Source organism: Scytonema sp. HK-05, from assembly GCF_963872035.1.
GTDB lineage: Bacteria > Cyanobacteriota > Cyanobacteriia > Cyanobacteriales > Nostocaceae > Kalymmatonema.
Genome location: NZ_CAWMYC010000179.1, coordinates 1 through 13598 on the forward strand (window position 1 = coordinate 1; position 13598 = coordinate 13598).

Annotated in this window: 12 protein-coding genes; 5 read left to right on the forward strand and 7 right to left on the reverse strand. The window is 44.6% G+C overall.

All coding sequences use genetic code 11. The features are described from left to right. Window positions 1-131: 131 nt before the first annotated feature. Window positions 132-722, reverse strand: a complete 591-nt coding sequence (locus AACT52_RS40990; RefSeq protein WP_073635835.1) for a sulfite oxidase-like oxidoreductase — start codon at window positions 720-722, stop codon at window positions 132-134. 159 nt (window positions 723-881) lie between these two features. After that, on the reverse strand, window positions 882-1058 hold the full coding sequence (gene rpmF, locus AACT52_RS40995; protein WP_073635836.1) for a 50S ribosomal protein L32: 177 nt from the start codon (window positions 1056-1058) through the stop codon (window positions 882-884). Window positions 1059-1117: 59 nt separating this feature from the next. Between rpmF and AACT52_RS41000 the strand changes: the two genes are divergently transcribed. Together AACT52_RS41000 and AACT52_RS41005 are read left to right on the forward strand one after the other, a co-directional pair. Continuing rightward, window positions 1118-1273, forward strand: coding sequence for a hypothetical protein (locus tag AACT52_RS41000; protein ID WP_158054974.1), 156 nt, complete (start codon window positions 1118-1120; stop codon window positions 1271-1273). A gap of 86 nt (window positions 1274-1359) precedes the next feature. After that, complete coding sequence (locus AACT52_RS41005) at window positions 1360-3186, forward strand: caspase family protein (RefSeq protein ID WP_073635837.1); 1827 nt, start codon at window positions 1360-1362, stop codon at window positions 3184-3186. A 114-nt stretch (window positions 3187-3300) separates the two neighbouring features. Here the strand turns inward: AACT52_RS41005 and AACT52_RS41010 are convergent, their stop codons facing one another. The 5 genes from AACT52_RS41010 to AACT52_RS41030 form a co-directional block, all read right to left on the reverse strand. After that, on the reverse strand, window positions 3301-3675 hold the full coding sequence (locus AACT52_RS41010) for a Mo-dependent nitrogenase C-terminal domain-containing protein (protein ID WP_073635838.1): 375 nt from the start codon (window positions 3673-3675) through the stop codon (window positions 3301-3303). Between the two features lie 580 nt (window positions 3676-4255). Then, window positions 4256-4633: a hypothetical protein gene (locus AACT52_RS41015; protein WP_073635839.1), complete on the reverse strand. Its 378-nt coding sequence runs from the start codon at window positions 4631-4633 to the stop codon at window positions 4256-4258. A 69-nt stretch (window positions 4634-4702) separates the two neighbouring features. Then, complete coding sequence (locus AACT52_RS41020; RefSeq protein WP_073635840.1) at window positions 4703-6475, reverse strand: ribonuclease J; 1773 nt, start codon at window positions 6473-6475, stop codon at window positions 4703-4705. 312 nt (window positions 6476-6787) lie between these two features. Then, the gene (gene dapA, locus AACT52_RS41025; RefSeq protein WP_073635841.1) at window positions 6788-7672 is read right to left on the reverse strand and encodes a 4-hydroxy-tetrahydrodipicolinate synthase; all 885 of its coding nucleotides are present in this window, start codon (window positions 7670-7672) and stop codon (window positions 6788-6790) included. Between the two features lie 176 nt (window positions 7673-7848). Then, window positions 7849-8895 carry an aspartate-semialdehyde dehydrogenase gene (locus tag AACT52_RS41030; RefSeq protein WP_073635842.1) on the reverse strand — a complete coding sequence of 349 codons (1047 nt, stop codon included), beginning with the start codon at window positions 8893-8895 and terminating at the stop codon, window positions 7849-7851. 839 nt (window positions 8896-9734) lie between these two features. Between AACT52_RS41030 and tig the strand changes: the two genes are divergently transcribed. The 3 genes from tig (at window position 9735) to clpX (ending at window position 13551) form a co-directional block, all read left to right on the forward strand. Continuing rightward, complete coding sequence (tig, locus tag AACT52_RS41035; RefSeq protein ID WP_073635843.1) at window positions 9735-11210, forward strand: trigger factor; 1476 nt, start codon at window positions 9735-9737, stop codon at window positions 11208-11210. A 295-nt stretch (window positions 11211-11505) separates the two neighbouring features. Beyond that, window positions 11506-12201 (forward strand): ATP-dependent Clp endopeptidase proteolytic subunit ClpP, encoded by a 696-nt coding sequence (gene clpP / locus AACT52_RS41040; RefSeq protein WP_073635844.1) that lies wholly within the window; start codon window positions 11506-11508, stop codon window positions 12199-12201. Between the two features lie 9 nt (window positions 12202-12210). Continuing rightward, a complete protein-coding gene (clpX, locus tag AACT52_RS41045; protein ID WP_041042527.1) occupies window positions 12211-13551 on the forward strand; it encodes an ATP-dependent protease ATP-binding subunit ClpX in 1341 nt (446 codons plus the stop codon). Window positions 13552-13598 lie beyond the last annotated feature (47 nt).

Genomic DNA, 13598 nt, shown 5'->3' on the forward strand with positions numbered 1-13598 from the left:
GCAGATAAACGCAGATAAATTATCTGTGTCCATCTGTGTCCATCTGTGGTTTTTTCACAAAATTGACTTTTACAAGAGGTTTAATGTAGAGACGCAACCTGGCGCGTCTCTACAACTAAAACCCAAAACCACTAACTATATCGTTCCTCCGCCCAGGGTTCACCACGGCGGTGATAGCCATTGCGTTCCCAAAAACCTGATTCCTCACGTTCTAGAAACTCCAAACCATTAATCCACTTGGCACTTTTCCAGGCGTAGAGGTGGGGAACGACAAGCCGCAGTGGACCACCATGTTCTGCTGGTAACGGTTCTCCAAAGACTTTAAAAGCAAAGAAGTTTTCTTCCCGCACAAAGTCTTCCAATGGGAGATTGGTAGTATAGCCACCATAGCAGTGTTCCATAACATGAACAGCTTTGGGGTCTACCTCAATGAGTTTCATAAAGTCTGTAACCTTGATCCCAGTCCACTTGACATCAAGTTTTGACCAGCGCGTGACACAGTGGAAATCTGCTGTGAATTCGTGCTGGGGAAGCGCCATAAAGTCTGACCAGGTAAAGGTTGCTCCTTTTGCCAAACCCCATACCCGAAACTCCCACTCATCTGTGCTAATTTGCGGAGTTGCACCGTAGGTTAATACAGGAAATCCCTTGGTCAAGTACTGACCAGGAGGAACGCGATCGCCCTCTTGCTGTGTAGGCTTTTGAAAAAATTTTCTTACCATAGTCACAGAAAAATAGCTTTTCTGAAGACACTCTAATTTTTATAGGGTTATTTGTTAATCAGTCAGAGGTGATAGTTAGTCATTAGTCAATAGTCATGGAGTCAAAGGACTCTAGACTTTTGACTATGGACTCAACCCTCAGGACTTTTAACTTAGGAATTATGATTCCTCTTCTTCCTCTTCTTCAGCAGTTGGATAGACAAATGTAGAACGTCCAGTCAAAATAGACTTGCCCAGAGAAAGAGCTTTCTGCGCTTCAACTGCGGCTTTGCGCCTCCATGTAGCTCGACGTTTGTCTCGTTTAGACTTGGATGTTTTCTTCTTTGGAACAGCCATTGTAACGGATACTGCAAATATAGACAACCTTTTTATTCTAAGGCATAGAAACAAATGCAGTGAGTCATTGGGTAAAAATCACTATTTTGCTTGCATCTGGTGCAGGAGGAGCCAACGGTGGGGGAACATTCATAGATCCAGTCCTTCCCCTTGGATCAACAGCACCCGAATTGAGGTATCGCTGGGGCAGTACTGGTGATCTGTGGTTTAGCTAGACTATTATGACGTAGGTTAGGCTTGTTCTTTTCACAAAGCCAACCACTACCAAAAAGCAAGTAAACAACGAGTAACAAAAATCGCGATGGCAAATAATTGGGCGATCGCAATTGGCATCAATCAATATCAGTTCTTTCAACCTTTAAGTTGCGCCCAAACAGATGCCGAGGCGATCAGAGATTTTTTGGTGACACAAGGTGGTTTTTTGCCGCAACAGTGTCTGCTGATGACAGAGACTTCGCCACCGTTTCGAGAGAGGTCTACCTATCCCACTAAAGAGAATATTTTCCTGTTGTTTGAAGATTTAGCCGCCACTTGCTGGCGACCACAAGACCGATTGTGGTTTTTCTTTAGCGGTTATGGCGTCAACCACAAGGGACAAGATTACTTAATGCCAGTCGAAGGTGATCCCAATCGCATCGAAGAGACGGGTATAGAAGTGCGAGCATTAATGCAAAGTCTGCAAGTTGCTGCCCTTGATGCATTGCTATTGTTCGATATTAACCGTGCTTTTGGAACCCACGCAGATGCTCGCGTTGGCAAAGAAACGATAGAACTAGCCAAAGAACTACAAATTCCTATTATTCTTTCTTGTCAACCAGACGAATTTTCTCACGAAAGTAGCGAATTAGGTCACGGATTCTTTACAGCAGCGCTGTTAGAAGCTTTGCGTTATGGCAATCGTACCAATTTGGCGAATTTAGAAAAATACCTGAGTGTTCGCACGCCAGAACTATGTCAACACTACTGGCGTCCCACACAAACCCCCATCACTATTTTTGTATCAAAGCCGCAGGTTATCTCGCCGCAATTGGAGGAGAAAAGCGAACCAAGAGTCAAGGAACTAGCACAAGTAGCGCCAAACAATAGTCTTTCATCTCCTCAGCTTCCCAGCTCCCCAGCTCCCTCACTCCCCATCTCCCCATCTCCTCAGCTCCCCAGCTCCCTCACTCCCTCATCCTCCTCATCCTCCTCACTCCCTCACTCCCTCACTCCCTCATCCCCCTCATCCCCCTCATCCCCCGATCCCCACAAAAGGTCATCAAACAACCAATTCTTGCCGCACCTTCTACTGGGGAGCATAGCTACAATACTTCTTCTATGCTTAATCGTGGTTGTTTTGTTGCGCGATCGCAAGTTAGCCCAGATATTACCAGCGTCCTCCAAGCTTGCAAGCAATAACACAAAGGTAGTTAAAGTATCACCAAAACCCAGCCCCACAGCATCACCAATCGTACTAGCCCAACCAGAAATCCAATCAACTCCTCAAGTCACTTCTAGCTCACAAGTCACTCCAAGTGCTGACGAATCGAAACAGCGTAACCAAGCACTGTTGGAATTGGAGAAAATGTCCCTGAGTCCAACTCAGGCTAGCGATTTGAGGCAAGCTATTAATACGGCTCGTAAAATTCAGCCAGGTGAACCGCTGTACACACAAGCTCAAGACAACATCAAGATTTGGAGCCGGATGATTTTAGATTTAGCCCAAGATCGTGCTAAGCAAAAACTATATGCGGGTGCTATCTCAGCAGCACAGTTAGTCCCCAAAGACCAACTTGTATACCCAAAAGCACAAACATCTATTAACCAGTGGCGGCTAGAAGCAAAACAGTATGTTAGCAATACAACCCTGATCGATGCTGCGGTTGGCTTAATTCGGTCTGGACAGGCTTCTAGCTACAATCGCGCTATAGAAGTTGCCAAAAAAGTCCCACAAGGTGAACCAGGGTTTGATGTTGCCCAAAAATCTATTGACAGCTGGAGTGAAAATATTTTGCAGCTTGCTAAAACAAGAGCCGCGCGAAGAGAATTTCAAGCCGCAATTGCAACCGCTGCTCTAGTTCCAGAGGGAACAGCCGCATATAAAAAAGCGCAAAATGCAATTACAGAATGGGAAAAAAACAGTCAATAGTTATGAGCTATTGCTAGTTGTTAGTTGTTAGCCGTTGGCTATGAGTTTTTGTACCAACCACTAACTACTAACTACTAAACAGTCTGGATGAGTCCTTAGCAAGAAGCTCATTTATCAGCAGTACTGTGTGACATCCTCGCCACATTCATCTGCTAGATAGCACAGCGCTCGGAAACGTAAGCCAACCACTTCTTCATATACGGGGTTGAGCTTGCACATTGGCGGAATATGAAACAGGGTTTTCCCCAAAAATTTCACATCCCGCTCAAAGGGACACTGGGAAGGAATCACCTTGCACAAGCGATGAGCGAGTTGGCGATCGCGAACTTGAATGTTCTCTAACCTACGGCGTATGGGTTGGAGAATATCAAAGTGAGGCTTGGCGAAAGGACGGCGCAACTGGGTTTGTTGAGCCTCACCTTGTGCTTGATTGATCAACACCCAGCTTGCCAAGAAAATGTTTTTTGTGGTATTATGGTATACCTTCATGGTTCACTCCTCTATTGAATTGAGGCTCCTGAACTGCCCGATGAACATCTACAACATTGCCACGACTTGTCCCGGAAGAATCTTGTCCTGACTCAGATGCAATCTGATGATTTGTCTAATCTGATGATTTCGTAGCTACTTGCATCAGTACTTGTTCTATATTACGTCAAGTTAACAATAATTTGCTTTTCCTCAGAAGTATGATATGGATATCTTGTTTATAACTTGACACAGATAAAATTCTAATGAAGACATCTACCTTTTGGTAGAGGGCAATGTAATATTTACAAAAACTTCATGAGAAATTTAATAACAGTATTTATGCGTAAGTAAAAATACTGAAATTTGGCTATCAGGCAGTTATGAGCTATTAGCCAAACTGCGTAAATTCTACATTGATAGCAACCTTTAAATATTACATCCTTCCTCGCAAAAAAATACTTGTATTTAAGAGAGGCTAAGTGGGAGATAGATAGAATAAAGGAGAGAAAATTTGGTGGAAATCGGGAATCACCATTTTCTCAAGCTATTTTTCAGTGATTTCACCCAGATTCTCACTCCGAGTTTAAAAGTGGTAATCTTACATTGGAATATGAGTAATTTTGCTGATAGCTATATCGCTGCTGACAATAGCTTGATAAATTTGTGATTCTCCTGCGACAATTTGCAATCTACAGTGTGTTAGGGCTGACTTACCACCAAAAGTAGAAGCTGATACTTGTGCGCGATCGCGCACAATCAATCGTCCAGTTTCGATGCTCAGGCTAATAATGTTGTGAATGTCAACAGCATTGTTGAAGTAAGCCGTACTCCCAGTAGGGACAGAAATTCTTTGAGAAACCAGGTTTCTTGAAGCGTTCAATTCAAAGTTGACACAGTAGAATGGTGCGTTAGAACTTTGTCCTAACGCACCACAATTCAAAGATTTGTTATGTCCTTTTAGTGCTGAGTGAGTCATTCCCACTCAGCAACGCCACGCGTGCACACTTGGGGAAACCCCTGCACCGCAGTGGCTCCTCAGCACTTCTTACGATGCAACTTGAGCAGCAGTACGGGTGCGACGCCTTCTGCCATCAGAAACTTTCACAGGAGGTTCATCAGGAATTTGCATCAATAAAGTTACGGATGGTTGACAATGCAGTTCCTTTCGCAAAGAGCGTGCTAGTTCCCGCTCCAAAACCTCTTGTAATCCACCCCAATCTACCTCTGGCTGGTCGCCATCAAAAGAAGGGGCAAATGCTGACCAGCGCACGGTGAGGATTTCTTCGAGCCGCTGTTGTATCCACTTTTGCAACAAGGAGCGCTCGACGCTCGTTACAACACCTCGCAGGTGAATTTCTGGCTTCGCCATCAGCTTGCCATTCCAATCTATTGCCGTCGCAATTGTGACAATTCCTTCTTCTGCCATACGTTGCCGTTCTTGCAGGACTTTGGCGCTGACCATACCACTACCGGAAGTATCCACCAGTTCTAGACCAGCTGACACTTTACCAGCAACACGGAGGGATTCCTCAGTGAGTTCGACGATATTCCCATTCTGAATAATCACCATGTTTTCAGCGGGAATACCCATACTCTGAGCCGTTTGGGCGTGCTTCACCAGCATCCGATGTTCACCGTGAACTGGTAGGAAGAACTTAGGTCTGGTTAGAGCAATCATCAGCTTTTGGTCTTCCTGACATCCATGACCGGAGACGTGAATTCCTTTGTCCCGACCATAGATAACGTTTGCCCCCTGCATCATCAATTTATCGATGATGGTGACTACGGCGATCGTATTTCCAGGAATTGGGTTAGCTGAGAATACTACCGTATCTCCTTGTCGGATTTTGATGTGGGGATGTTCTTGATTAGCAATCCGGGTCATTGCTGACATTGGCTCACCTTGAGAGCCAGTCGTCAAAATCAGCACATTTTCCTCAGGGAGATTCCGGACAACGTGCAACGGCTGAAATAGATTATCCTCACACTTGATATAACCTAGATTGCGGGCGTGAGCAATCAAGTTGAGCATCGAACGTCCGACCACGGTGACGACGCGGTTATACTTCTGCGCTAGCTGCAAAACCATGTTAATGCGATGCACGCTGGAAGCAAAGGTGGTCACGAATAGTCGCCCAGTGGCTTGACTGAATACTCTATCCAGATTTGGAAACACAGAACGTTCTGAAGGCGTAAATCCTGGGACTTCTGAGTTCGTTGAGTCGCTCATCAAGCACAGTACGCCTTTTTCACCGTGTTCGGCGAGCCTTTGCAAGTCAAAATGCTCACCATCCACAGGTGTGTGGTCAAATTTGAAATCCCCTGTGTGGATAAGCACGCCAAGAGGTGTATGAATGGCTACAGTAAAGCTATCAGCGATGGAGTGGGTATTGCGAATGTATTCTACAAAGAAATGTTTGCCAATTCGCACCAGATCGCGGGGAACGACGCTTCTTAACTCTGTGCGATCGCGCACCCCGGCTTCTTCCAATTTGCCCTCTAGCATTGCCAGTGCTAATCTGGGACCGTAAATCACGGGAATGTCAAATTGCTTCAAGTGAAAGGCTATCCCACCGATATGGTCTTCATGACCGTGGGTCACAATCATGCCTTTAATTTTATGGCGATTTTCCCGCACATAAGTCATGTCTGGAAGAACAATATTGACTCCATGCATCCCGTCTGTGGGAAAAGCCAATCCTGCATCTAACAAGATAATTTCGTCGTCATACTCGAAAACACAAGTATTTTTACCAATTTCATGCAAACCGCCCAACGGAATGATTTTTAGGGCGGCTAAAGATTCGTTTTTAGCCATTTTCTCCTTAGATTGTTCTTTGTCGTTAAAAATTTGAAATTTAGAGATTGTTCTTTGTCTTTTTAGATGTGGAATTTAACGCTCTTGTAAAACTCACAAGACAACCAATCTATGAAATCACTCTGAAAACAGTTGAATTTTTATGAAATATTCAATTGTTGTTTAATTAATTGGGCTTTAAAAGCTCACAATTCATAATCTATTGATTCACTCGTAGCACAGGCTTTTCACCTGGATTTTGGTAAAATTACGCACCAACTTTTTATAAATATCTTCCGCTAACGAGCCCTGAGCGCCTTCAACAACTTGCTGCTAAATTAGACCTAGCTCTTTGAGAACCACTTCTAACTTTCGACTGACTTCTGAGTCAGCTTCGCACAAGGGCGGACGAGTTGAACCAACCTCCCAACCTAAAAGTTTCAGTGCTTTCTTGACTAGGATAGGGTTTGTAGTTGCAAATAAAGCTTTAAACAGAGGGAAGAATTGGAGATGTATTTCCCTGGCTACTTCAGTTTTACCCGCATCAAAGGCTTGAATCATCTTTTGTAGTTGGTTTCCTACCAGATGAGAAGCCACACTGACGACACCCTTCGCCCCTATTGCTAAGAGAGGCAAAGTCATGTAATCATCTCCAGAGTATATCTGGAATTCTTTTGGCGTCAAGCGACGGATTTCACTTGCCTGGTCTATATTGCCGGTAGATTCCTTAATCCCGACAATGTTGTCAATCTCTGCTAACCGAGCAACTGTTTCTGGTTGAAGATTTTGACCGGTACGACCAGGAATATTGTATAACAGCACAGGTAGGTCAGGCGTAGCTTGAGCGATCGCCTTAAAGTGCTGATAAAGCCCCGCTTGCGGTGGTTTGTTGTAGTAAGGAACAACATGCAGTGCGCCATGTACTCCTATTTTAACCGCCTTTTGGGTAGCGGCAATTGCTTCTTTAGTGGAATTGGACCCACACCCTGCTATCACAGAAGCTTTTCCCGCCACCGCCTGCAACACCACACAAAACAACTGGTATTCTTCCTCCCAGCTCAACGTAGGAGATTCTCCCGTGGTGCCACATACCACGAGTGTCTCCGTACCGTTGTCAGCTAGATGTGCTGCCAGTGCTGCTGCTACATCATAATTAACACTGCCGTCTTCTTTAAACGGCGTAATCATAGCGGTTAGAACTCTGCCAAAATCTACCACCCTCTTTTCACTCCTAAATATTCCTCTTTGTTCTTTGTTTTTTTGGGTTTTGGTGGTTTTCTATTGTAATAATCTATCTGACTATTACTTTCTTTGCTTTAGCAAGCGCCTTAATTCTTCGTCTGTCATTTGTTATTTGTTATTTGTCTAATACCGATGACCAAATAACTTATCACTTATGACTTCTGACTTACGGCTACCGCTCTTTTGAGCAGATTTTTTTCTACTAATAACTCAGCAATTTGTATGGCATTCAAAGCTGCACCTTTACGGACTTGGTCGCCACATAGCCACAGTTCTAAGCCGCACGGGTGAGAAATATCCTGACGAATTCTCCCTACCAAAACTTCATCTCGACCTGTCGCTTCAATTGGCATAGGAAAATGATTTGCCTTCCAATCTTCCACCAATTTCACACCAGGTGCTTGACTTAGAATTTCTCTTGCCTTATCTGGGCTAAATGGTACCTCAAATTCTAGGTTAATCGCTTCCGAATGGCTACGTAGTACGGGTACCCGTACACAAGTTGCAGTAATTCTTATATCTTGATTGCCAAAAATTTTACGAGTTTCGTTAACCATTTTTATTTCTTCCTCGCAGTACCCCAAATCGTTCAACGGGGTGTTGTGCGGGAAGACATTAAACGCTAATGGATAGGGAAATACTTCAGCAACAGGTTGCTTGCCTTCTAAAATGGCACTTGCTTGGGTTTTCACTTCTTCCATTGCTTGAGCACCAGCGCCACTAGCAGATTGGTAGGTTGCGGCGATCAGCCGCTGCACTGGTGAAACTTTATGTAGAGGCCACACTGCTAGTGTCATCAAAATTGTCGTGCAGTTGGGGTTGGCAATAATGCCTTTGTGGTCAGATGCAGCTTGCGGATTCACTTCTGGAACCACCAAAGGAACTTCTGGGTTCATGCGAAACGCGCTGGAGTTATCAATCACCACAGCACCAAGAGCGACAGCTTTTGGTGCCCATGTTTTCGATGTGGAACCGCCTGCACTTGCCAGCACCAGATCCACATTCTCAAAGGCTTTTTCGCTGACTGCCTCTACAGGCAAATTTTCCCCCTTAAAAGGCAGCGATCGCCCTGCACTGCGAACGGAAGCCAATAACTTTATGTCAGAAACAGGGAAATTTCGACTTTCTAATAATTCCAGCAACTCTTTGCCAACGGCACCAGTCGCTCCCAAAATAGCTACACGGTAGGATTTAGACAAACTGGCTTCCTCCTTTACTAGATGTTATTATGTGCAATTTCTTGTAAAAATTCAAAGTTTCAATGGCAATAGCAGACATTAAATAAATTTTTTAATAGTTTGATTATTTTTTGCAAATGATTGTAATTCTTAATTTAATACATTTATTTTCTTACTTATCCTGATTAATGTTGCAATTTATAATGATTTATGACTGAACTTGCGACTCACTTAAAATATCTATTATACAGCAGACCATCTTTCAACGTCAGCATGACACAAGCTTGATGCATATTAGCTTCAGACAGCTATTGGTGTCTTTAAGATGCGTTCGTCTTGATGATTGGTGTACTATGATTCAAATGGACTGAAACCAGCAAGGCGATCAGCGACAGCTTTAAGCGAGGCAGGAGCTAAGCATAAGCTCTCGCTCAGTCCTACGAAGCAGCCAGCACCAACGTTACAACAATGGAAATGCGAACTGCTGGTTTAGAAACAGGATATCACGGTGTTAACCCTTTGGTAAAAAACAATTTAGAGTTGAAATTGCTAAACTAGTTAGCGCTAAAATGTCAAGAACTTTTAGCAACTAAAGGGTAAAGGATGAAGGATGCACAAAGGAAGGAATAAACGGGATACAAGCCCTTGGAGAACTCTGTGGAGAAAATCTTCAGGTGTTGTATCCTTGTCTAGAGGCACCGGATTCAGCAAGAAGTGGATACTTCTAAGTCCATAGTTTACACTTGGGTCAACAGTTGGCATCTTTCATCCAAGTCAGGAAACTTTAACTTAAAAGACGCTATTCCCTTGCGCCAAATCACGTAATTAGTAAAAAGAAATACCAAGAATAGAGACATAGCATGAAAGTTACCCAGGAAAAACTTCCCGCCAGTCAAATTGGTCTAGAAATAGAGATTACGCCAGAAAAGACCAAGGAAACTTACGAAAAAGTTGTTAAAAACTTAGCCAGTACTGCAAATATTCCTGGGTTTCGCAAGGGCAAGGTTCCTCGGCAAATATTGTTACAGCGCCTTGGCGTCACTCGAATCAAGGCAGCAGCTCTAGAAGAATTAATTCAATATGGCATTGAGCAAGCGCTAGAACAAGAACAAATCCAGGCGCTTGGTCAACCACAGCTGCGCTCCTCATTTGAGGAATTGATTAACAATTATGAACCAGGCAAACCCCTAACATTTGCTGCATCTGTAGATGTGCCACCAGAACCCAATCTGGGTGAGTATACGAGTTTGCAAGTCAAAGCCGAGGAAGTCAAATACGATCCAGAGCAAGTGGACAAAGTTTTGGAAAGCGAACGCCAAGAAATGGCGACGTTAATTCCTGTGGAAGGACGCTCAGCACAGATAGGTGATGTTGCTGTCGTGGATTTTAAAGGTGTTGTGGTTGCATCCGAGGGTGAAGACGAAACAACAGAACCCCAGCCAATACCTGGCGGCGAAGCAACTGATTTCCAATTAGAGATGCAGGAGGACAAATTCATTCCCGGCTTTGTGACAGGGATAGTGGGAATGAATCCTGGAGAAACCAGAGAAGTTTCAGCTCAGTTTCCAGACCCTTACGCAAATGAAGATTTAGCAGGAAAACCGGCTGTTTTCACCGTAACAATCAAAGAACTGAAGGAAAAAGAACTGCCCGAATTGAATGATGACTTTGCCCAAGAAGTCAGCGATTACGAGACTCTAGCAGATTTGCGCTCTTCTTTGGAAGAGCGTTTTCAAAAAGAGGCTGAACAGAAAACAAAAGCGAACAAGCAAGAAGCCTTGTTAGGTGAACTGCTCAAGCACGTAGAAGTTGACTTGCCAGAATCAATGATTCAGCAGGAAGTGGATGCGATGCTGACGCAAACAGCCATGCGGCTTTCTCAACAGGGGCTTGATATTAAGAAATTGTTTACCCAAGATGTGATTCCCCAGTTGCGGGAACGTTCTCGCGGTGAAGCAGTTGAGCGCATTAAGCGTTCTCTGGCGCTGCGGGAAATTGGTAAACGCGAGTCCATCCAAGTGTCAGCGGATGAAATCGAAGCCAGAGTCAAAGAATTGATGGAACAGTACGCCGAAAAAGATGTTGATGAGGATAGACTGCGTGAAGTCGTAGAAAACGAATTGTTGACCGAGAAAATCATCGATTGGCTTTTAGAACGCTCAACGGTTGAATTAGTCCCTGAAGGTTCTTTGAGTGCAGCAGAAACTGAAACTGAGACTGAGACTGAAGAAGTCAAAGCTGCTGACTCAGATGCTGCAACTGAAACAGTAGAACAAACCCCCCAAGTTAGTGCAGAAATCTCACCACAAGACACAGAGTCAACAGAGGCACAATAGATGACAAGGGGACAAGGGAAAGAGGACACGGGGACAGATCAATTCAAAATTTGGAATTTGGAATTTCTCCCTCGCTCTCTCCCTCCCTCCCTCACTCCCTGTCCTAAGGTGGAAGTCTAAGAAATTTTAAATAAGTAACAGTGTACGTAACACCCTTGGTTTGATACTGTTTTACACGATAAGAATTTATATGAGGCATAATGGTTAACACATAGCCACATCAAAAATCAAATTCCTTAAAAAGGCAGCTGTTGCTGTCTCGACCATTGTTACACTTAGTGTGAAACGTTCTTTTATGCTTGTATCGCAATCGGGAAACTACCAATTTAACAGTTTGAGTGACTTTAAACTCTACTCCCTAGACAGTCCTAACAACATCGTCCCGATGGTGGTAGAACAATCTGGCATGGGAGAACGCGCTTTCGACATCTACTCTCGCTTGCTACGGGAGCGGATTATCTTCTTAGGAACGCCAATAGACGATAACGTTGCCAACTCAATTGTTGCCCAGTTGTTGTTTCTAGATGCTGAAGATTCCGAAAAGGATATTCAACTGTATATTAATTCTCCTGGTGGCTCGGTGACAGCAGGTATGGCTATTTATGATACTATTCAGCAAATCCGTCCTGATGTAGTCACGATATGTTTTGGATTAGCCGCGAGCATGGGAGCGTTCTTGTTAGCAGCAGGAACGGCGGGTAAACGGATGTCTCTTCCTGATTCGCGGATCATGATTCACCAACCACTGGGTGGTGCACAAGGACAAGCCGTTGACATCGAGATACAAGCCAGAGAAATTCTTTATCATAAGTCTAAGTTGAATCAGTTATTGGCGACTCATACTGGTCAACCATTAGAAAGAGTCGAAGCCGATACTGATCGCGATTTCTTCATGTCGGCTGAAGAGGCGAAAAATTATGGGTTGATTGATCAGGTCATCTCCAGGCAAAATCTTCCCTCTCCAGGGGAAAACGTCACCATTGTCAAATAAGAGGCTGGTATGTCTAAGTACGACTCCCATTTAAAGTGTTCATTTTGCGGCAAGTCTCAGGAGCAGGTTCGTAAACTAATCGCCGGACCGGGAGTCTACATCTGCGATGAATGCGTAGACTTGTGTAATGAAATCCTGGATGAGGAGTTACTCGACACAAATGCGGCAGCATCGTCGCAACCAGCACCCAGGTCAGAACCACCTCAGAAACGCCGTGCTCGTTCCTCTAATCTCTCGTTGAATCAAATACCTAAGCCACGAGAGATTAAAAAGTACCTAGACGAACACGTCATTGGTCAAGACGAAGCCAAAAAAGTGCTTTCAGTCGCAGTTTATAACCATTACAAGCGGCTAGCATTGGTTCAGTCTAAAGGCAGTGGCAAAGGTTTGGATGATGCTGTAGAACTCCAAAAGTCCAACATTCTACTCATTGGTCCGACGGGCTGCGGCAAAACTCTGTTAGCACAAACACTGGCAAAAATTCTCGATGTCCCCTTTGCCGTTGCTGATGCCACTACGCTAACAGAAGCAGGGTACGTGGGAGAAGATGTGGAAAATATCTTGCTACGACTGTTGCAAGTAGCAGACTTGGATGTAGAAGAAGCGCAGCGGGGAATTATCTACATCGACGAAATCGATAAGATTGCTCGCAAGAGTGAGAATCCCTCAATTACCCGAGATGTCTCTGGCGAAGGTGTACAGCAAGCTTTACTGAAAATGTTAGAGGGGACGGTCGCCAACGTACCACCCCAAGGAGGACGCAAGCACCCCTATCAAGACTGCATCCAGATTGATACGAGCAACATCTTGTTCGTCTGTGGCGGTGCTTTCGTCGGTTTAGAAAAGGTCGTAGAGCAGAGAACTGGCAAAAAGTCAATAGGGTTTGTACAACCTGGAGAAGGTCAGACCAAGGACAAGCGTACAGCAGATACTCTGCGCAATCTCGAACCGGATGACCTCGTGAAATTCGGCATGATTCCGGAATTTATTGGGCGCATACCAATGGTGGCGGTGGTAGAACCACTGGATGAAGAAGCGCTGATGGCGATTCTCACCCAACCGCGTAGTGCCTTAGTTAAGCAGTACCAAAAGCTGCTGAAGATGGATAATGTCCAGCTAGAGTTTAAACCAGAGGCTCTGCGAGCTATTGCTCAAGAAGCCTACCGCCGCAAAACCGGCGCGAGGGCGCTGCGCGGCATTGTGGAAGAACTGATGCTAGAAGTGATGTACGAGTTGCCTTCGCGCAAAGATGTGACTCGTTGCACAGTCACCCGGGAAATGGTAGAGAAGCGTTCCACCGCCGAACTCCTGATACACCCATCCACACTACCGAAACCAGAATCAGCATAGTTGTCATTAGTCATTAGTCATTAGTCATGAGTAAAATACTGTTAACT